Raw genomic sequence first — 21,422 nt, forward strand, 5'->3', positions numbered from 1 at the left:
CATCTTTTTTTTATTGATAACTTTATGAAATATGGTGCATACGTTATGATATAACGCTAATTTTGTAGAGTGTTTAAAACCCTTATGCAACCTTTTGTTCTATATAACTCTGAGCAACGAAAAAAAGTTGAATTTGTCCCACGTAAAGAAGGTCAAATCGATATCTATGTCTGTGGTATGACCGTATACGATTACTGTCACATTGGACATGCTCGCGTTATGGTTGCATTTGACTACATTATTCGTTTTTTACGTAGCCAAGGCTGGAAAGTACGTTACATCCGCAACATCACAGATATTGATGACAAAATCATCGCACGTGCAAATGAAAATGGTGAAACGATTCAACAACTCACCGCACGTTTCATTGATGCTATGAATGAAGATGCCTCTAATTTAGGCTGTGTTGCACCAGATGAAGCCCCAAAAGCAACTGAATATATTGATCAAATGCAAAATATGATCAGCACTCTAGTTGATAAAGGTGCTGCATATCCTGCAACAAATGGCGATGTATATTTTGAAGTGACTAAATTTGATAAATATGGTCGCTTATCAGGTCGTAAACTTGACGATATGCAAGCTGGTGCATCTGAGCGTGTTGATGTCGAAGTAGAAAAAAAACATCCATTTGACTTTGTACTTTGGAAACATGCAAAAGAAAATGAACCAGCTTGGGCTTCACCTTGGGGTAATGGTCGCCCAGGTTGGCATATTGAATGTTCTGCGATGTCAACTTGCTGCTTAGGTAATCACTTTGACATTCATGGCGGTGGCTCAGATCTTATGTTCCCTCACCATGAAAATGAAATTGCACAAAGTGAGGCATCGACTGGTGAACAGTATGTAAATTACTGGATGCATGTTGGTTTCATCAATGTAGATGGTGAGAAAATGTCTAAATCACTAGGCAACTTCTTCACTATTCGTGATGTGATGGAAAAATTCCATCCTGAAGTCATCCGCTACTTTATTGTTTCATCGCATTACCGTAGTCCTGTGAACTTTTCTGATGTCGCTTTAAAAGAAGCTAAAACTGCATTGAGCCGCTTCTATCATTCATTCAAAGCCTATCAGCAAGTGTACGGCCAAAAAACTGTTGAAACTTTAGAGCAGAGTTTTGTTGAACGTTTCAATAACGCAATGCGCGATGATTTTAATACGGCTGAAGCAATGGCTGTGTTATTTGAATTGAATAAAGAATTAAATCGTGCAGTAAAAGAAGAACAAGCTGAGCAGGCAACTGCTCTCTATTCAACTTTACGCCAACTGACTAACATTCTAGGTTTGGTTCAGCATGATGTAGATGAGTTTCTCAAATCAGATATTGGTCAAGAGGCACTCACACTTTCTGATACGGAAATTGAAGATTTCATTCAACAACGTGTTGATGCAAAAAAAGCTAAAGACTTTGCAAAGGCAGACGGTATTCGTCAATCTTTGTTAGACCAAGGTGTGGTTTTAGAAGATACTCGCCAAGGAACAATTTGGAGACGTGCTGATTAATTCAGCATTTAGCATATTAGAGAGTTGACAGTTTTATGAAACTCTCTATAATGCACATCCATATTGCGGGAATAGCTCAGTTGGTAGAGCATAACCTTGCCAAGGTTGGGGTCGCGAGTTCGAGTCTCGTTTCCCGCTCCAAAATTTTAAAAAGCCACTTAAGAAATTAAGTGGCTTTTTATTTTCAAATATTTATAGATCTCTAGTATTCAGCTAGCGCCTCTTTTGCTGTTGCAGGATCATCTACAAACACACCATCTATACCAGCATCAAAAAACATTTTAAGCTGTTTTTTCAATCCCGATGAGCATCTCTCTGAAAGCACGCTGCTACATCTAAATGCCGTAGGTAAATTATTATTTTCAGGTGCAAATGACCACGGCTGCACTTCAAGTCCAACCCCATGCGCTATACTGACAAAGTTGCTCGCCTTCGTTGAATTGACTCTAAAAATAGCATTCTTGTTCGGTCCAACCACATCAGCATATACTGCATAGGCAGGCAAACTTGCAAGATTTACAGCATCATACAGTGAGCCTAAATCATTAAGTAATTGTAATAACTTCACCCGCTTGAGTGAGCTATGCGTTGTATTTAGTTTAGTACGTACCAATTTCAAACTGATTGGATCAAACGCCTCAATATAAATAGGTGCAATGTCTCTGGTATATTTGTACCTTGCAAGAGTATTTAAAACTTTACTCTCTACTGGAAGCCCCACTGCTGTAAAATACGCAGGAGTTTTCATTTCAATATAAATCCCGGTGATTTTCCCCGTTCTATTATAGTTTTGCTCGGCTATATTAATCACTTCATCCAGTGTAGGTACGTTATATAAGTCATCATAAGCTGTATTTTCAGGCCGTGTATTTGGGCCACGTTCATGTACTTTTAACATTTTGATTTCACTGAGCGTAAAATCCTCACTAAACCAACCTGTGTAATACTTTGCACCAACGAGCTTACTGGTTTTTCTATTTGCAAATTGGCTAAAACTGCTCACATTGGTTGTTAAACTTAGCTCATTTTCATGTATGGAAATCAGTGCTCCGTCCTTAGTGGGAACAATATCAGTTTCGATGAAATCAGCCCCATCATTAATGGCTCTTTGATATGAAGGCAATGTATTTGCAATAGCAAATGAAGGCGCACCTGCATGACCGATCACCGCAATTTCCTTGGCTTGGCTAAATACGCTATAACCACAGAGTGCACCTATTAAAAATAGTCGATTTAAAACATTAATACTCATAATTTACCTTCTTTATTTTCTTTATTGAATGCGTGGCTTTTATTTGTTTACGTTGAATACCCTTACAACCTGAAACTAACAATAAAAAATTACAAATCAATGAACATTATTAAGAAAATATTTATATTGATTTTTTCACGATTTACCAAAGGTTAAATAACACTTACATTCCTTCACTACCCTTTTCTTTTTAAATTTCATAACTTAGGACACAAGTATTTTTAATAGGTTAAATCTAAAATGAAAAAATCAATTATTGCACTCTCTCTTGCTTCTATATTTTTAGTGGCTTGTAGCAAGACAGACAACAAAAATAATCAAGAGCAAGCTCCAACCGCAACGAGTGAAGCAGTTGCCGTTGATAGCGCTCACACTGCCGAAAACTCTTTAGACTGGAATGGCACTTATAAAGGTGTTCTACCATGTGCAGATTGTGAAGGTATTGAAACAGAGCTTGAACTTAACGCTGATAAAACCTATGAGTTAAAAGAAACATACCTTGGCAAAGGTGACGGTAAAGCATTTGAAAGTAAAGGTAGCTTCCAATTCGATGCGAACAACACATCTGTTATCGAGCTAGATAAAACTGGCGATAACCGCAAATATTTCGTTGCTGAAGGTTATTTAAAAGCACTTGATATGGAAGGAAATGAAATTACAGGTGATTTAGCAGAAAAATATGAGCTTAAAAAAGAAGCTGAATAAAGTTTAATAGAAAGCTCACCTAAATAAAGGTGAGCTTTTTTATTTCTACTAAGCCAATAAAAAACCCTGCATAAGCAGGGTTTTTTTGAATCAATCGCTTAGTGAGCAGCGAATTGGTTCATTGTGTTTTTAGCATCATCGTGCGCTTTAAGAGCGTTGTCACCAGAGAAGATTTCTTTGTGATCATCACCGATGTCAGAACCAGCCATTGCTTGGTGTTTAACACAAGCGATACCACCGCGGATTTCTTTACGTTGTACGCCAGCAACATAAGCCAACATACCTTCAGAACCGAAGTAACCTTGTGCAAGCTCATGAGTAGAAAGAGCAGCAGTGTGGTAAGTAGGAAGTGTGATCAAGTGATGGAACACACCCGCTTCACGAGAAGCATCTGCTTGGAATGTACGTACTTTCTCATCAGCATCAGCAGCTAATTCAGTGTTGTCGTACTCAGCGCTCATTAATTTAGCACGGTCATAAGCAGAAACATCTTTACCTTCAGCAACCCAACGATCGTAAGCTTGTTGACGGAAGTTTAACGTCCAGTTGAATGATGGGCTGTTGTTGTAAACTAGCTTAGCATTTGGAACTGTTTCACGTACACGGTTAACCATGTGAGCGATTTCTTCAACGTTTGGAGTTGCAGTTTCGATCCAAAGAAGATCAGCACCATTTTGAAGGCTAGATACACAGTCAAGTACAACACGGTCAATTTGAGTGTCTGGACGGAACTGATATAAACCAGAAGCTAAACGCTTAGGACGGTGTAATTTACCATTACGTTTGATCAAGATTTCATCTTCTTGAGCATCAGCAATATCAATTTCAACTGTGTCTAAGTAGCTGATGTATTGAGAAGCGATGTCGCCTGGCTCTTTAACCACTGGGATTTTTTGAGTCAAGTCAGCGCCTTCAGAGTCAGTACGTGCAACGATGATACCGTCGTCAAGACCCATTTCTAAGAATGCATAACGTAATGCATGGATTTTAGCGATGAAGTCTTCGTGCGGAACAGTTACTTTACCAGCTTGGTGACCACATTGTTTCGCGTCAGATACTTGGTTTTCGATTTGAAGCGCACAAGCACCAGCTTCGATCATTTTCTTAGCAAGTAAGTAAGTCGCTTCTTCGTTACCGAAACCAGCGTCGATGTCAGCAATAATTGGCACAACGTGAGTTTGGAAACCATCGATTTGAGCAGTGATTTCAGCAGCTTTAGCAGTATCACCAGCTTCTTGAGCTTTTTTAAGAGCGCGGAATAAATCGTTTAATTCTTTCGCGTCAGCTTGACGTAAGAAAGTATAGATTTCTTCGATTAATGCAGGAACAGAAGTTTTTTCATGCATAGATTGGTCAGGAAGTGGACCAAATTCTGAACGAAGTGCAGCAACCATCCAACCTGAAAGGTAGATATAACGACGTTCAGTAGTACCGAAGTATTTTTTGTTCGCAATCATTTTTTGTTGTGCGATGAAACCGTGCCAGCAACCTAATGATTGAGTATATTTGCTAGAGTCAGCATCATAAGCAGCCATATCACGACGCATAATCGCAGCTGTATATTTAGCAATATCTAAACCAGTTTTGAAACGGTTTTGCATTTGCATACGAGCAGCATCTTCTGGGCTAATATCGCGCCAAGTGTTGCCGAATTTTGCTTTTAATTCGCGAATTGCATCAATCGCTGTTAAATATGTAGACATGATATATTCCTTTTGAGGATTGGCATCGAACGATCGCAATAAAACCATGCTTTTTTATAGGCTAGATTTCAAGCACTTCATCAATATGTTGCACAGCTTAGTCTTTGCCAAGAGATTAATCCAATATCCTAAGGTAATTTTCAGTATTTTTTTTTGAAATACATATAAAAAGATGATGTGACACAAAAAATAAACAACCATAAGATATTGTTAATTATAAACTATTATTAAAAATATAATCACAACATAGAATCACCCATCAAAGATTTTGTATTAATTTTAAACAGTAAATTCTTTTGTCAGCATCGATGTTAACGATCTAAATTGACACTTTTTGCCATATTCTCATTCATTATTTTTATTGTTTACTGCTGTTCAGATTACAGTTAACGGCATTCAAAACCAAACAAGTTAGCACAAAACGGAATAGCTTTGTTGGTCGGTGTTTTAGGACTTATTTAATAGGATTTAAGTTATACAAATGCCTTGAGATATGTCATAATTCAACACAATTTAAATATTTTATTTTCGGTATTTTTTTTATGAATCTGGAGCGGGTTGATCTCAATTTATTAATTTATCTTGATGTACTTCTTCGGGAAAAAAATGTCACACGCGCAGCAGAACAATTAGGGGTTACTCAACCCGCGATGAGTAATATCTTACGCCGCTTGCGTAATTTGTTTAATGACCCCCTGCTCATTCGATCATCAGAAGGTATGACGCCAACTGAACGTGCACTTGAATTACAACCTCGTATTCGTGATGCATTGTCAGACCTTTCCATGATTTTGGAACCACGTACCGAATTTAGACCTTATACCAGTACTCGTGTGTTTCGTATCATGACTTCGGATTATGCCGAAGCTACCTTAGTGCCTCGCCTTGTCAAGGCATTGCGCTCGGAAGCACCTAATGTTGTACTCGACTTCCTTACTCCAAGTGACGTGTCTTATCGAGATATGGAACAAGGTAAAGTTGATCTCGCCATTAACCGCTTTAATGAAATTCCGCAAAGTTTTCATCAAGTCCTAGTTTGGCGTGATAGCTTTAGTTGTATTTTAAATGACAAACATCCAGCAGTTACTCACTTAAATTTGAAAAGCTATTTAGATGCTCAACACATTTGGGTATCTAAAACAGGTATGGGTGTTGGATTTGGTGTAAATCCAGATAAACAAGCAGGTTTGGGTTGGATTGATCAAGCACTAGAACGTATTGGCCAACGTCGTAAAATCTCTGTATTTACACGCCATTATCAAATGCCAGCGCTGTTGGCTCAAAATGTTGATTTGATTGCAACATTACCTACCCGAATGGCACGCTTACAAACACAGAATCCAAAACTTGTGATTAAAGATCCTCCATTTTATATTCCAGAATTTGAATTAAAAATGGCATGGTGTCCGTTGCTCCATCATCATCCTGCACATCGTTGGTTAAGACAATTAATCCTCTTTGTTGCAAGACAAATGATCGAAGAAGAGAATCGTGAGTTTTTTATAAATAATTCTCAATTTTCACAATACTAAAATATCCAATTGTAAAAATCCTTAGAATTTGTTGAAATATCAGCAAATTCTACCCCCTTCCGAATAGATTGTTACACTGCGGTAAGGATTTAGTTACCTCCGTACTTTTTTGTGTTACAACATATTCATAATAATGATGAACCACAGGTGATGTGTGAGTCTCTTCCAAAATATTATAGTAATTATTCTGCTGATTTCAGCGGCAGGCTTTTTATCACTTACAGAAATTGCATTAGCTGGCGCTCGTAAAGTTAAATTAAAAATTTTAGCGGAATCTGGTGAAACTCGTGCTCAAAAAGTTTTAGATCTACAAGAGCAATCTGCTGATTTTTTCGCAGCATCTCAAATTGGTTTAAATGCTGTCGCAATCTTGGGTGGTATCCTTGGTGAGGCTGCGTTCCGTCCGTTTTTCGTTGAAATGATCAAACAGTTTTATGCAGGCCCTTGGCTAGAAACCATTGGTTTTGCACTGTCATTTACATTGGTAACATCGCTCTTCATTTTATTTGCTGATCTTATGCCAAAACGCTTGGCAATGATCGCCCCTGAAAAAATTGCTATTAGTGTCATTGAACCGATTCAAGTTTTTATCAAAATTTGTAAGCCACTTGCATGGGGAATTAATGCAATAGCGAACCTGTTATTTCGTCTGTTTAAAGTTAATACAATTCGTGATGATAATATTACCTTTGATGATATCTCAGCGGTGATGGATGCAGGTGCTCAAGCTGGTGTTCTGCAAAAACAAGAACATCATTTTATTGAAAATGTATTTGAGCTTGAAGAAAGAACTGTTCCATCTAGTATGACAACACGCGAAAATGTTGTGTTCTTTACCTTGACCGAACCCGAGGAAAGCATCCGTCAAAAGCTTGCCGAATATCCTTATTCAAAGTTTTTAGTCTGTAACGAACATATTGATCAAGTGATTGGCTATGTCGATGCCAAAGATATTTTAGTTCGTATTTTGAATAATCAATCATTTACCCAGTTAAATGAATCAACGATTCGCAATGTTCTGATTATTCCAGATACGTTGACTTTATCCGAGTTACTGGATCGTTTCCGTTCAACTAAAGAGAAATTCGCTGTTGTTATCAATGAATACGCTTTGGTTGTCGGTGTAATTACGCTGAGTGACATCATGATTACCGTGATGGGTGACTGGGTCACACCAATGGATGAAGAGCAACAGATCATTAAACGTGATAATCATTCATGGCTAATTGATGGTAGTACACCTATCGAAGATGTAAAACATGTTTTAGAAATCGAAGAATTCCCTGAAAATGAAAATTATGAAACCATCGCAGGTTTTATCATGTATCGTCTTCGCAAAATTCCACGCCCAGCCGATGCTGTAGAATATGCAGGCTTTAAATTTGAAGTTGTCGATATTGATCATTATAAAATTGACCAATTACTTGTAACTCAGATTTTACCGAGTCAAGAAACCGAAACGACAACCTCATCTGAATAAATAAACAGCCCAATTTAATTGTGCTTTTTATTATTTCCATATCATCCAAGCGATAATCGCAATCAACAAGAACATAAACACAGCGAACTTAAGTCCACCTCGACTACGTTGTGCCAACTGTTCTTGTAAATGTGATTGTTCATTAGGATGATCATTTAAATATTGATCAACTAAATCTTTTGACTCTTTTAAACCAAGTCCTGTTTTTTCACGAGTTATTTTAATTGCCTCAATTAACTGCCCCGATCGCAATGCTTGTAACGCCTCTTGCGGTAATTCTAATTGTTGATTCATAAAGCCAACATCCTTGTTATTTTAATGATTTGATTTACATCATTCTAAACTTGAATAGAAATTAATTTCCACCATATAAAGCAATAAGCTGATCTAAAGTTGCTTGGTAGTGGATCGAAATGTCTTCAGCCAAGATTTTATAAGCATTGTCAAATTGTACCATCGGCCAGCCTTCTTTCCAAAATGGAAAAATATTGTGTAAGCCTTCTGTCACAATTGCATCTTCACGCGTAATTGCCTGTGCAATTTGAGACAACACTTGTGCCGTTTCCGCACCATCAATCGCAAGATAATCAATACCACGTACTTTCAAGATACGAACACGATCTTTCTTATAACGTATTTTTTTCGCCTGCCCCGCATTTAACCCCAAAGCAAGGGTCACAGCTTCAACAAATTTCTCTTCGAAACTTGTATTTAGCGCTACTAAAGCTTGTTTGTGTGATTCTTGACGCCCAGCTTTCCCACCATTACGAATTATCTCTTTTGCTTCACTATCAAGCACATCTTTTTTCATAGACTGTAAAATGTCTAAAACTTCGATATCGCTTAAAGATTCTGGAGAATAATCAGTCATGGGAGTCCAAATACAAAAAATATGAAAGGATATTGTCTCATAAAAGCCCTATCAAAGCAGAATAAAAATTTAAAATTGCATCTTTCGCTTACTAACTTTCAATCTATTCATTTGCTCTATTCATCATAAAAAAAATAATATGAATGGCGTCTATCCTACAGTAGGATTTGCAAAAATAGTTTTACCCTGATAATATTATTTTACCCGTATAAAATTAGATTTTTAGAATATGAATAGTTCAACAACCTATACCGCTTTTTCAGGTGATCGCTATCTTGCAAGTGGTGAAATGATGGAACTCATCTTAAAGATTAAACAACTTCAAGAAACGACTGAAAATATTTTGATTTTTAATGATCAAAATGGCAGGCAAATTGATTTTGATTACACTGGCTCTGAACAAGAAATTCGTGAGCGATATGCTGAACCTGAACCAACTAAAAAAGTTGGACGCCCGAAACTTGGGGTAATTTCTCGAGAAATCACCTTACAGAAAAAGCACTGGGATTGGCTAGACCAGCAGAGTGCCAGTGCTTCTGCGATTATTCGCAAACTGATCGATAAAGAACTGGATGATCCAAACTCTGAAAGCAATAAGATGCTGGCAAAACAAGCCACTGATCGCTTTATGTCTGCAATGTTAGGCGATATGCCTAATTATGAAGAAGCAACCCGTGCTTTATATCAAGGTGATAAACAAATGCTTATCGCTTTAATCCACAACTATCCAAAAGATATTCAAGAATATATTTTTAAATTATCTAAAAATGCATTCTAAAATGTCTAATTCAAAAATAAAAAACCCGCCTAAGCGGGTTTTTTTCAATTGACTCGATCAATTAAAGACGAACCAGTTCCACCACTTTTTCAGCGGCTTCTTCAACCGTTTCAGCGGCAATTTCCGTATCTGTACCTTCAACAGTTGTCGTAATAACCACCACACCTGTTTCACGTAACAATGCAATTTGCTCAGCCGTTAAATTGGCTTTTGCAATCGCAACCACACCTTGTTGAATCAATAAGCTTTCCAAAGCCTGAGCTTTCTCGATTAACTGTGCAGACACACCAATCACTGCAGGCTTTTGCCCTAAACGAGCAGCACGATCTTCCGCAGTCACAGGATTACTGTGTGCAGTCCATTCTACTGCTGCTTCAACCATACCAGCACCGACAGTCACGTTGCTTAAACGATCAATAAAGATAAATGAGCCTGTGTAACGGCTGTCTTGATATTGGTCGAATACAACTGGTGCATCGAACTCAACCACAACATCAGCAATCGCATTCAGTTCAAGTTCTTCAACCTGAGTATGCTCAAGTGTATTAACATTTACACGGAAATTAATTGCAGTGACTTTAGCAGGAACCGTTTGCGTACCAATTTTTACGTTGTACAACTTCCCTTTTACTAAAGGATGTTCATTCATCCAAACCACAGAAGCACGAACGCTACGTGAAATCAAAGGTTGCTCACCAGCACGTACAAGTACGTTGCCGCGAGAAATATCGATTTCATCATTGAGCGTTAATGTAACAGCTTGACCCGCAGCAGCTTGTTCAAGATTTCCATCAAAAGTAACAATTTCTTTTACTGTTGATTTCTTGCCTGATGGTAATGCAACGATTTCATCGCCAACACGAATTTCGCCTAGTGCAATTGTTCCAGCAAAACCACGGAAATCAAGGTTAGGACGGTTCACATATTGAACAGGGAAACGGAATTCCTGTTTGTTCGATTCACGCTTAATTTCCACTGATTCAAGAATGCTCATCAAGGTTTCACCCTTGTACCATGGCGTACTTGCTGATGGATTAACGACGTTATCACCATTCAGTGCAGAAATTGGAACAAATAAAATATTTTCAGGACGACGATCGCCAAGTTGATTCACAAATGCATCGTATTCAACTTGAATTTCATTGAAACGCGCTTCTGAGAACTCGACCAAATCCATTTTATTGATCGCAACAACGATATTTTTAATACCTAACAAGCTTGCAATAAATGAATGACGACGTGTTTGTGTTTGGACACCATAACGCGCGTCAATCAAGATAATCGCAAGATCAGCAGTCGATGCGCCTGTTGCCATGTTACGCGTGTACTGCTCATGCCCTGGTGTATCAGCAATAATGAACTTACGTTTTTCAGTTGAGAAATAACGATAAGCAACATCAATAGTAATACCTTGCTCACGTTCAGCTTGTAAACCATCTACAAGTAAAGCAAGGTCAGGTGCATCACCAGTGGTACCGACCTTCTTACTGTCGCGGGTAACCGCTTGCAATTGATCTTCATAAATCAGTTTAGAATCATAAAGAAGACGACCAATTAAAGTACTTTTACCATCATCTACATTACCGCATGTTAAAAAGCGTAATAAGTCTTTATTTTCATGCTGGTTTAAATACGCCAAGATATCTTGGCTAATAAGATCTGATTGATGAGACATTGCTCAAAACTCCACATATTCTTTAGAAATCGGTTTTCATCTCCCTAAATCCCTCTCTTTAAAGAGGGATTCGCTTAAGGAAATTAGAAATAACCTTCCTGCTTTTTCTTTTCCATTGAGCCAGCCTCATCATGATCAATCATTCGACCCTGACGCTCTGAACTTGTTGCTAAAAGCATTTCTTGGATAATTTCAGGTAATGTATCCGCTTCAGACTCAACTGCACCTGTTAATGGGTAGCAACCAAGTGTACGGAAACGTACTGATTTCATTTGTGGAACTTCGCCCTCTTTCAAACGCATACGTTCATCATCTACCATGATCAACGTACCACTACGCTCAACCACTGGACGTACAGCAGAGAAATAAAGAGGGACAATTTGGATATTTTCTAAATAGATATACTGCCAAATATCTAACTCAGTCCAGTTAGATAAAGGGAACACACGAATACTTTCGCCTTTATTTACTTTACCGTTGTAAAGATTCCAAAGTTCTGGACGCTGATTTTTAGGATCCCAACGGTGTTTGCTATCACGGAATGAATAAACACGTTCTTTAGCACGTGATTTTTCTTCATCACGACGAGCACCACCAAATGCAGCATCAAACTGATATTTATCCAAAGCTTGTTTTAAGCCTTGTGTTTTCATGATATCTGTATATTTAGAACTACCATGATCAAATGGATTAATACCCGCTTCGCGGCCTTCAACATTTTGATGTACGATCAAATCAAAGCCATGTGTTTTCGCCATGTTGTCACGAAATGCAATCATGTCTTTGAACTTCCAACCTGTATCAACATGCAATAAAGGAAATGGAAGTTTTGCTGGATAGAATGCTTTTAATGCAAGATGTAACATAACCGCAGAATCTTTACCGATTGAGTAAAGCATTACAGGATTTTCAAACTCAGCCGCTACTTCACGAATGATGTGAATACTTTCCGCCTCAAGTTGTTTGAGGTGAGTTAATCTATTTTCAGTCATGTAGGCTTCCTCCTTTATTCATGTTACCCATAAAATCTATAAGTGGTCTTACACCACCACTTGGAAGACCGTGTGGAGGAACGAGTGCCATAACAACTCCAATTTTTCGTGATATCAAGGTTCTTACTAGAAGTTAATGAATAATCCAGTAAAGGTTATTCATTATAATAATTTAGACGGACTTCTTTAGCTTGTTTTTTCATATAAATATGCAAAATTATGATATGCATCTTTATGATGAGATAAAATTTACATCTTATTTCACATGATTTAAGACAATAAAAAAGAAGCCTTCAGGCTTCTTTTTTATTCATATCTTAGAATCGGAACATATTACGTTCTAATGGAATTTCAACACCGACAGAAACACCGCCATCATTGCCATTTACATCCGAGTCACTTACCCAACCATTAATTTTCAATGGAATCGTAGGTTTTAAATAATGTGTCCACGTAACATCCAAACCTTTAATCGTATCTGCTTGTGGGAATGCAGCATTATTATCTTCAACTCGTTGAGTCTGACTTACTTTTGCATACATCACTCTTCCGCTAAGACGATTCATTACATCAAAACGAATATCACCACCAACAGAATACATCTGACCATCACCACCCATCGCATGTCCTAACGGGAAACCATGCTGATAATAACCATCTTTATAAGTGGTATGGCTATACGAAATCCCTTGAGCTTTTCCGTTAGTACGTGTATCAGCCCACTCAGCATAAAGTTGATATGGCATATTTTTATAGCTAGAAGAAAAATCTGCACCACCAAGATACATATATTTAGCAGGTAATCCACCTGCTTCATCTTCACCTACAAATTGAGTATATAAACTTACAGGGACATTGAATAAAGGCTGTAAGAATAATCGACCATCAAATCCTGCAATTTGATTTGATGGATCAGCTTTACCTGTACCACCGTTATCCTTAGTACCCGTAAATGCATCCCATAACGAGCTTAAGCTTTCAGGACGCCCCTCACCACCCCATTGAATTGCACGAGAAGCACCTAACTCTAATGCTGGGAACGGACGTGCTGTTAAACGTAAACCTATTAACTTTGTATCTGGAACAGCTTTGTAGTCATCTAATTGACCAGCAAATGCTTGGTACTGCCATGGTCCAATCCAAGACAACCACTTTGTTTCAAAAGCATTTTGTACAGCACGCTGAACTGTCACCCCATAAACAGGACGACTTGCATCACCACGAATCAAGCTACCATCATGCCCAGGACCCCAGTAAGTTGGGATTTGACCAGCAACAACCCACTGATTCCATAATTTTCCTGCGATATATGAACCTTCAACATTGACATCATGCCCATTGTCAACCAATGGATCTTTTTCACCGTTGACACGAATCTTAGCATCCCAATTCTCACCACCAGCATTGAATTCAACTGCTGCTTGGTATTGAGATTTTTGATTATCGCCAAATGCTTGAGGTACTGTTTTTAGATCAGTTCCAGCATGTAACCCAACTTTCACAGTTGCGTTATCCGCTTGCAAGGTATTGAGCACTGAATTCACAACCTTTTGTTGCGTGTTATTGCTCACTTGTGCTTGAGACAATGCTCTTTGGATTTCATCACCACTTAAAGGCCAAGTCGAAGTACTGATTTGAATCACACCTTGTTGATTTAACCAGTTTAAATCGGTACGTAAATTTTCATCATTGAGCACTAAACCTTGCGCAAATATCGTCGATGAAAAAGAAGCAAATAATGCGATGCAAAGCGATTTTTTTAGAAACATATCCAAACTGTTCTCAAGTTTATTTATGAGCACATAATCGTTTTTTTGAACATGAATTTCAATCCTCAAACCAAACAATTACATTTCTTAACCTAAGAAACAAAAAAGCCACTTCTAAAAAGTGGCTTTTTCGACATTAAACAACGACAAATTAGTCTTTGCGACGCATATGAGGGAATAACAATACATCACGAATACTTGGTGCATTGGCAAAAAGCATCACTAAACGATCAATACCAATACCCTCACCCGCCGTTGGAGGTAAGCCATATTCAAGCGCTTCGATAAAGTCAGCATCATAATGCATTGCTTCATCGTCGCCTGCATCTTTTTCTGCGACTTGAGCTTGGAATCGTTCAGCTTGATCAATTGGATCATTTAATTCCGAGAAGCCATTTGCCAACTCACGGCCACCAATGAAGAATTCAAAACGATCCGTAATGTGTGGATTATCATCATTACGACGTGCAAGTGGTGAAGTTTCGGCAGGGTATTCAGTAATGAATGTTGGTTGACGAAGTTTCGTCTCAACTGTTTCTTCAAACACGATCGTTTGTAATTTACCTAAACCAAAGCCCGGCTTAACCTGCTCTTTTAATACGTCTTGAGTAAACTTAGCTAAGAACTCACGATCGTTTACATTTTCAGGTGTGAAGTCAGGGTTATGTTCAAGAATCGCATCAAACATTGAGATTTTCTTGAATGGACCTTTGAAGCTATAAACTTCATCACCATAAGGTACATCTGTTGAACCTAAGATATCTACAGCAAGTTTCTCAAGCATATTTTCAGTCAATGCCATCAAATCTTTATAATCAGCATACGCTTGGTAGAATTCAATCATTGTGAATTCAGGGTTATGACGTGTTGAAACACCTTCATTACGGAAGTTACGGTTAATTTCAAAAACACGCTCAAAACCACCAACCACTAAACGCTTCAAATAAAGCTCAGGTGCAATACGTAAGTAAAGCTCCATATCTAGTGCATTGTGATGCGTTACAAATGGTTTTGCGGAAGCACCACCAGGAATCACATGCATCATTGGCGTTTCAACTTCCATGAAACGTTCATTACTTAAAAATGCACGAATCCCTGCAACCACTTGGGCACGAATTTCAAATGTCTTTCTTGTTTCTTCGTTTACGATTAAATCTAAATAACGTTTACGGTACTTCGCTTCAGTATCCGTTAAACCATGAAACTTATCTGGTAAAGGACGTAGAGACTTTGTCAAAAGTTCAAAGCCTTCAAGGTGAACATATAAGTCACCTTTACCTGAACGGCCAATATAACCCTCAGCAGCAATAATATCACCAAGGTCTAAACTTTTGATCGTTTCTAAAACATCTACTGGTAAACCTTTACGGTCTACATAAAGTTGAATACGACCTGTCATATCTTGGATCACAATAAATGACCCGCGGTTTAACATGACACGACCAGCAACTTTTACATAAACTTTTTCAGCACCTTCGATTTGTGCTTTGTCTTGATCTTTAAATTGTTCTTGTAGGTCAGCAGTATAATGCTCACGCTTAAATGTATTTGGCCAAGGACTCTTGCCGTTTTGTTTGGCAGTCTCTTGGATTTGCTTTAATTTGGCATGACGCTGTGCGATTAAATCGTTTTCGGAAAGAGTTTGTTCAGAAGTCGATTGAGCGTTTTGTTGCGTCATCTCTGCCTCGAGCTAAGTAAAAATGAAGTCGCATAGGATAGCAGATAACAACCGATTTTCGTATCGTTTCAGCTAGACAATTGAGAAAAAAACAAATCATTATCAATTCCCAAAGGTTATAGGCTCGTTTTACTCCATCAAAAATTAACAGACTCTTTATTATTTTTCAGCCAAATGCTTAACCATGGCAAGCCCTTGATCAAAGCCTTTATTTATAAATTCTGCATATTCAGGCTGTATATCAACTTCAACATGAAGTTGTGTAATACCATCCAAATCGAATAATAAATACTTTTCCAAAGCTCCTGACCAAGCTTTAACCTCATCACTTTCAGTATCCTCTTTACCGTCTTTGATCATTCCCAAATGTTTGAATATCATTTCTTGTGGTTCGTTTAAGCTTTCTATCGTCGAAATCATCCCATCACCTTCTCCACTATAGAAATAAGTTATTCCACCTTCTTTCCAGTCTGATTGCATCGTCGAGTTGCAAGCAAAAAATTTTGTCCAAGTTTCATAGCTCTCAGGTGTCCATAAAACATCCCAAACTTTCTGTCTGGAGGCATAGATTTTTATATTAAAAGATAAAGTTTCCATGTATTACATTCCTTAATTATTCTAATACCCCATGATAATACAGTTTCAAATGTTTATTTTTTATTCATACTATATCTATACGTTTACTGATTTTTTTAAGATATAGCAAAAATTATTTTACAAAAAATTAGAGTAATTGCTCAAATAACAAGAGTTTCAGCTGAAATTGCCATATCACTTTTTACATAAATGATTAAACTCTTGCATTTGCTTTACTTAAATGTCGTTCTGCGTAAAAATCTAACTCCTGATCAACACAAGTTAGTTCTATTGCTGCGATCATAACGACATTATGGAATAGTTTTACTGAAAGGCAACTTGAGCATACCTATCAGTTTGGAGAGTCACATGAAAAAATATCAATGTATCGTTTGTGGGTGGATTTACGACGAAGCAGAAGGTTGGCCACAAGACGGCATTGCAGCAGGTACTAAATGGGAAGATATCCCTGATGATTGGACTTGCCCAGATTGCGGCGTTTCAAAAGCTGATTTTGAAATGGTCGAAATCTAAATCATTCTAAAAGACCATGATAATGATCATGGTCTTTTTTCTTATCATTTGTTTTATTAATGGAAAAATATTGGAGAATATCATGCATCCTATCGTCATTATCGGATCAGGTATGGCTGGTTATACCGTTGCAAGAGAATTTCGCAAACTCAGCCCTGAACAAGAACTTGTTATGATCTGTGCGGATGATGCGGTAAATTATGCAAAACCAACATTATCCAATGCTTTTGCCGGAAATAAAGCGCCTGAACAAATTGCTTTAGGTGACTCAGCAAAAATGGCAACCCAGTTAAATATGCGTATCGAAGCAGAAACGTGGGTAAAAGAAATCAAAGCTGAAAGCCATGAGCTAATATTAGAAAAAAATGGTGAGACAATCACTCAACCCTATTCAAAACTTGTTTTGGCTGTAGGCGCTAACCCAATTCGTCTTGCGATTGCGGGTGATGGCAGTGATGATATTCATGTTGTGAACTCATTGATTGACTATCGTGCTTTCCGAGAAAATCTTGCAAAACGTAAAGATAAGCGTGTCGTTATTTTAGGTGCTGGTTTAATTGGTTGCGAATTTGCCAATGATTTATTGCATAGTGACTATGATGTGACGGTCATTGACTTAGCACCACAACCATTAGGTCGTTTATTACCAAACCACGTTGCAGAGGCATTTCAAACCAACTTAGAACAAGCAGGCATTAAATTTGCCCTTTCTACAACAGTTGAAAAAGTAACTAAAATTAATGATGGTGAAGACTACGCTGTAACATTGGCAAACGGTCAAACTTTAGTTGCAGATATCGTACTTTCAGCCATTGGTTTACAACCAAATACAGCATTAGCAAAATCAGCAGATATTCAAACTAGCCGCGGTATCATTACCAATACATTATTAGAAACCAATCAACCTGATATCTACGCAGTGGGTGACTGTGCTGAAGTCAATGGAACATTACTTCCATTTGTAATGCCAATCATGCAACAAGCACGAGCATTAGCAAAAACACTTAGCGGACAAAGTACCGCTGTACACTACCCTGCTATGCCAGTTGCAGTGAAAACACCAGCGGCACCATTAACCGTTCTACCAGCACCATTAGATGTAGATGTTAACTGGGAAACTGAAGAATTTGATGATGGTATGATTGCGAAAGCGGCTGATGCTGCTGGTACATTGAGAGGTTTTGTTCTGTTAGGGGCAACGGCAGGGAAACAACGTTTAACGTTGACCAAACTTGTACCTGACTTGATTCCTGCTCAAATTTAAGGTTTAAATACGAGAGTTTATTGTAAAATGACTTCCAATAAACTCTCTAAATATTGTTTATAAAAATAATTCAACTTGGAATGAATGCCATGAACAGTGCCCTACAATTCAACGTGTCACCATATGCTCCATTTATGCAAGAAACTAAAGTTACCTTGGGTAATGGCATTGAGTTACATGTAGAAATGGGTGGAAATCCTGAACATCCAACAATCTTATTGATTATGGGTTTAGGTGCTCAGATGCTGTTTTGGCCAGATTTCTTTTGTAAATCGTTAATTGATCAAGGTTTTCGCGTTATTCGCTTTGATAACCGTGATATCGGCTTATCTTCAAAAGTTCGCCATAAAGGTCAAAGACTCAATACCATGAAATTAATGAGTCGCTTTATGTTTGGTCTTGCGAATCAAGGTGCACCTTATACACTGTATGACATGGCAGATGATGTTGCCATGTTAATTGATCAGCTTGGCCTAGAAAAAACCTATATTCTAGGTGCTTCAATGGGTGGGATGATTTCTCAAATCGTTGCTGCAAAATATCCAGAAAAAGTAGAAAAAATAGGTCTGTTATTTACAAGCAATAACCAACCCTTACTCCCTCCTCCGTTTCCTAAGCAGTTATTTAGCTTATTGGGTAAGCCTGAAGCGCATGATGAAGATTCAATTGTAAATCATAGTTTAAAAGTATTTCACATCATTGGCTCACCTGGTTATGTGAACCAAGTAGAAGCAATTCAAACTATTCGCAAATTATATCGCCGTAGTTTTTATCCAGCGGGTGTACTTCAACAGTTTTTAGCAATATTATGTACAGGTTCATTATTACCATTGAACAAGAATATTATTCAACCGACCTTGGTGGTACATGGCTCTAAAGACCGATTGTTACCGCCGAGTCACGGGAAAGCGGTTGCAAAAGCGATTTCTGGTGCTAAGTTTGAATTAATTCAAGGAATGGGGCATGATATTCCTGCTCATTTCATTCCACAACTTAGCGGTTTGTTTGCTCATCATTTTAGATCATCACACTAGGACACTATGGCTGCATTACCCTCATTAAGACAGCTATCATATTTAGTTACGTTGTCAGAAACTTTACATTTTACTGAAGCAGCGCGCCGTTCATTTGTCACCCAATCGACGTTATCGGGCGGCATTATGGAGTTAGAGCGTCTATTAGGTGGCGTCCTAGTTGAACGTGATCGTCAAAACGTCCGCTTAACCCCACTCGGTGAGCAAGTTGTAGCTCGAGCACGCGTATTACTTGCGGATGCTCAAGACTTAATGCGCTTGAGTCGAGAGATGAGCGAACCTCTCACAGGTGATTTGCATCTTGGGATTATTCCAACGATTGCACCATTTATTCTGACTCAGCTTCTTGATGAAGTTCATCAACAGTTACCTAAAATTCAATTGCATCTACATGAAGCACAAAGTGAAAAGATTGTAGAAAAGCTTGAACACGGTAATTTAGATATGATCGTTCTTGCGCTCCCTTTTGATACACGTAGTTTGAAAGTTGAAGAAATTGCCAAAGAACATTTATTTCTTGTTTACAATAAAAAAGACACGAATGCAGCAAATGCAAACTCACTGGATGATCTTGATTTGACGCGTTTAATGTTACTTGAAGAAGGTCATTGTTTACGTGACCACGCTTTAAGCGCATGTCCTGTTGGCGAACGTAAAAATGATCACCGCTTGAAAGCAAGTTCGCTTCCAACACTCGTTGAAATGGTGTCTTCTGATTTAGGCTTTACCCTACTTCCAGAAATTGCACTAAAAAACAGTATGATTCATTTCAATGAAGATATTGCTGTGAAATCGATTGAAGATGCCCCAAGCCGTACATTGGCATTGGTAACACGGAAAAGTACCCCACTCCAAAGTGAGTTTGATGTGATCCTGCAAATTTTGCAGAAAATTACCTCTCACTTAGAGTAAGAAAAAGCCTGCAATCAAAATTGCAGGCTTTTTTAATGATAAACAAAAATAGATTATTTAATTTCTAATAAGTTGACTTGTTCAACTTGCACATCACTCATACGTTGACCTTGATCAAGCAACTGATCAAAGTAAGCCTCAACAACTTTAGCTTGATCGACTGTGCTCTCAACTTTATACATACTTTGGCGAAACTCATTGCTAGAACGCAAGCCTTTGGTGTACCAAGCAATATGTTTACGTGCAATACGACATCCAGAATATTCACCATAAAACTGATATAACTCAGCCAAATGGCCTAACAAAACATCTTTCACTTCAGCAATATCTGGTGCAGCTAAATGCTCACCTGTTTTCAAATAATGTGCAATTTCTCGGAAAATCCAAGGTCGTCCTTGTGCTGCACGCCCAATCATAATGGCATCTGCACCCGTGTAATCTAAAACATATTTAGCTTTTTCAGGACTATCAATATCGCCATTCGCAATTAAAGGAATATGAATCGTTTCTTTAACTTGTTTGATTAACTCGTAACGCGCGGTATTTAAATACATGTCTTCACGAGTGCGGCCATGCAAAGCTAATGCGGCAATACCTGCCTGTTCTGCACGTTTAGCGACTCGTAGAATATTTTCATGTCCGTTTAAAAAACCTAACCGCGTTTTTAACGTTACAGGGACATCAACAGCAGCAACAACCGTATCTAAAATTCGAGCGACTAAATCTTCATCTTGTAACAATGCAGATCCTGCAAGCTTATTACAAACTTTCTTGGCAGGACATCCCATATTGATATCAACAATTTGGGCACCATTTGCAACTTGATAACGTGCGGCTTCAGCAAGTTGTTCAGGATCAGAACCCGCTATTTGTGCTGATATAGGTGCAAGTTCACCATCAAAATTTGCCCGATATAGGCTCTTTTTACTCATACGCAAGGTTTTGTCCGCAGTCATCATTTCACTAACCGCATGACCAGCACCAAAGTATTTACATAACGAGCGAAATGGACGGTCAGTAACACCTGCCATTGGAGCAACAATCAAATTATTTGACAGTTGATATGAACCAATATACATATATTTTCTTACAAATTCTGATCAACATAGTATACTTCATTCGCCCATTCAGCTCATCTTTTTATGCGGTGCTGTCCAGATT

The 21,422-nt window shown here is 38.1% G+C and carries 19 protein-coding genes and 1 tRNA gene; 10 read left to right on the forward strand and 10 right to left on the reverse strand.

Annotated features, from left to right (window positions below):
• Positions 1-84: 84 nt before the first annotated feature.
• Both cysS and F959_RS12455 read left to right on the forward strand, forming a co-directional pair.
• A complete protein-coding gene (gene cysS / locus F959_RS12450) occupies positions 85-1,506 on the forward strand; it encodes a cysteine--tRNA ligase (RefSeq protein WP_004880663.1) in 1,422 nt (473 codons plus the stop codon).
• A 65-nt stretch (positions 1,507-1,571) separates the two neighbouring features.
• Positions 1,572-1,647: transfer RNA gene (locus tag F959_RS12455), tRNA-Gly, on the forward strand.
• Positions 1,648-1,708: 61 nt separating this feature from the next.
• Here F959_RS12455 and F959_RS12460 read toward each other — a convergent pair.
• Entirely contained in the window at positions 1,709-2,758 is a 1,050-nt protein-coding gene (locus F959_RS12460; RefSeq protein ID WP_004880665.1) for a glycerophosphodiester phosphodiesterase family protein, read from the reverse strand.
• A 240-nt stretch (positions 2,759-2,998) separates the two neighbouring features.
• Here F959_RS12460 and F959_RS12465 point away from each other — a divergent pair, with 240 nt between their 5' ends.
• Positions 2,999-3,463 carry a copper resistance protein NlpE gene (locus tag F959_RS12465; protein WP_004880667.1) on the forward strand — a complete coding sequence of 155 codons (465 nt, stop codon included), beginning with the start codon at positions 2,999-3,001 and terminating at the stop codon, positions 3,461-3,463.
• A gap of 98 nt (positions 3,464-3,561) precedes the next feature.
• On the opposite strand, the gene F959_RS12470 is transcribed toward F959_RS12465, so the two are convergent.
• Positions 3,562-5,166 (reverse strand): isocitrate lyase, encoded by a 1,605-nt coding sequence (locus F959_RS12470; RefSeq protein WP_004880670.1) that lies wholly within the window; start codon positions 5,164-5,166, stop codon positions 3,562-3,564.
• A gap of 542 nt (positions 5,167-5,708) precedes the next feature.
• Here F959_RS12470 and F959_RS12475 point away from each other — a divergent pair.
• Complete coding sequence (locus F959_RS12475) at positions 5,709-6,698, forward strand: LysR family transcriptional regulator (protein WP_004880674.1); 990 nt, start codon at positions 5,709-5,711, stop codon at positions 6,696-6,698.
• A 154-nt stretch (positions 6,699-6,852) separates the two neighbouring features.
• The gene (locus F959_RS12480) at positions 6,853-8,178 is read left to right on the forward strand and encodes a polyamine export protein PaeA (RefSeq protein WP_004880676.1); all 1,326 of its coding nucleotides are present in this window, start codon (positions 6,853-6,855) and stop codon (positions 8,176-8,178) included.
• 30 nt (positions 8,179-8,208) lie between these two features.
• On the opposite strand, the gene F959_RS12485 is transcribed toward F959_RS12480, so the two are convergent.
• Together F959_RS12485 and F959_RS12490 are read right to left on the reverse strand one after the other, a co-directional pair.
• Positions 8,209-8,472 carry a ribosomal protein L7/L12 gene (locus tag F959_RS12485; RefSeq protein WP_004880678.1) on the reverse strand — a complete coding sequence of 88 codons (264 nt, stop codon included), beginning with the start codon at positions 8,470-8,472 and terminating at the stop codon, positions 8,209-8,211.
• A 61-nt stretch (positions 8,473-8,533) separates the two neighbouring features.
• Positions 8,534-9,049, reverse strand: a complete 516-nt coding sequence (locus F959_RS12490; RefSeq protein ID WP_004880681.1) for a hypothetical protein — start codon at positions 9,047-9,049, stop codon at positions 8,534-8,536.
• 229 nt (positions 9,050-9,278) lie between these two features.
• Here F959_RS12490 and F959_RS12495 point away from each other — a divergent pair, with 229 nt between their 5' ends.
• Positions 9,279-9,827, forward strand: coding sequence for a DUF2239 family protein (locus F959_RS12495; RefSeq protein ID WP_004880683.1), 549 nt, complete (start codon positions 9,279-9,281; stop codon positions 9,825-9,827).
• Between the two features lie 61 nt (positions 9,828-9,888).
• Here the strand turns inward: F959_RS12495 and cysN are convergent, their stop codons facing one another.
• The 5 genes from cysN to F959_RS12520 form a co-directional block, all read right to left on the reverse strand.
• Positions 9,889-11,502, reverse strand: coding sequence for a sulfate adenylyltransferase subunit CysN (gene cysN, locus F959_RS12500; protein WP_004880685.1), 1,614 nt, complete (start codon positions 11,500-11,502; stop codon positions 9,889-9,891).
• Between the two features lie 83 nt (positions 11,503-11,585).
• Positions 11,586-12,494: a sulfate adenylyltransferase subunit CysD gene (cysD, locus tag F959_RS12505; protein WP_004880687.1), complete on the reverse strand. Its 909-nt coding sequence runs from the start codon at positions 12,492-12,494 to the stop codon at positions 11,586-11,588.
• A 317-nt stretch (positions 12,495-12,811) separates the two neighbouring features.
• Positions 12,812-14,263: a capsule assembly Wzi family protein gene (locus F959_RS12510; RefSeq protein ID WP_004880690.1), complete on the reverse strand. Its 1,452-nt coding sequence runs from the start codon at positions 14,261-14,263 to the stop codon at positions 12,812-12,814.
• Between the two features lie 151 nt (positions 14,264-14,414).
• On the reverse strand, positions 14,415-15,941 hold the full coding sequence (gene lysS / locus F959_RS12515) for a lysine--tRNA ligase (RefSeq protein ID WP_004880692.1): 1,527 nt from the start codon (positions 15,939-15,941) through the stop codon (positions 14,415-14,417).
• Positions 15,942-16,100: 159 nt separating this feature from the next.
• Positions 16,101-16,538 carry an SRPBCC family protein gene (locus F959_RS12520; RefSeq protein ID WP_004880693.1) on the reverse strand — a complete coding sequence of 146 codons (438 nt, stop codon included), beginning with the start codon at positions 16,536-16,538 and terminating at the stop codon, positions 16,101-16,103.
• 348 nt (positions 16,539-16,886) lie between these two features.
• On the opposite strand from F959_RS12520, the gene rubA reads away from it, so the two are divergent.
• From rubA to oxyR, 4 genes are all read left to right on the forward strand, one after another.
• Entirely contained in the window at positions 16,887-17,051 is a 165-nt protein-coding gene (rubA, locus tag F959_RS12525; RefSeq protein WP_004678010.1) for a rubredoxin RubA, read from the forward strand.
• 82 nt (positions 17,052-17,133) lie between these two features.
• A complete protein-coding gene (gene rubB / locus F959_RS12530) occupies positions 17,134-18,315 on the forward strand; it encodes a rubredoxin reductase RubB (RefSeq protein WP_004880696.1) in 1,182 nt (393 codons plus the stop codon).
• Between the two features lie 89 nt (positions 18,316-18,404).
• Complete coding sequence (gene estB / locus F959_RS12535) at positions 18,405-19,349, forward strand: esterase EstB (protein WP_004880698.1); 945 nt, start codon at positions 18,405-18,407, stop codon at positions 19,347-19,349.
• A gap of 6 nt (positions 19,350-19,355) precedes the next feature.
• A complete protein-coding gene (gene oxyR / locus F959_RS12540; protein WP_004880701.1) occupies positions 19,356-20,261 on the forward strand; it encodes a LysR family transcriptional regulator OxyR in 906 nt (301 codons plus the stop codon).
• Between the two features lie 53 nt (positions 20,262-20,314).
• Here the strand turns inward: oxyR and dusB are convergent, their stop codons facing one another.
• Positions 20,315-21,340, reverse strand: coding sequence for a tRNA dihydrouridine synthase DusB (dusB, locus tag F959_RS12545; RefSeq protein ID WP_004880703.1), 1,026 nt, complete (start codon positions 21,338-21,340; stop codon positions 20,315-20,317).
• Between the last annotated feature and the right edge of the window lie 82 nt (positions 21,341-21,422).

Source organism: Acinetobacter venetianus RAG-1 = CIP 110063 (genome assembly GCF_000368585.1).
In the GTDB taxonomy this organism is placed as follows: domain Bacteria; phylum Pseudomonadota; class Gammaproteobacteria; order Pseudomonadales; family Moraxellaceae; genus Acinetobacter; species Acinetobacter venetianus.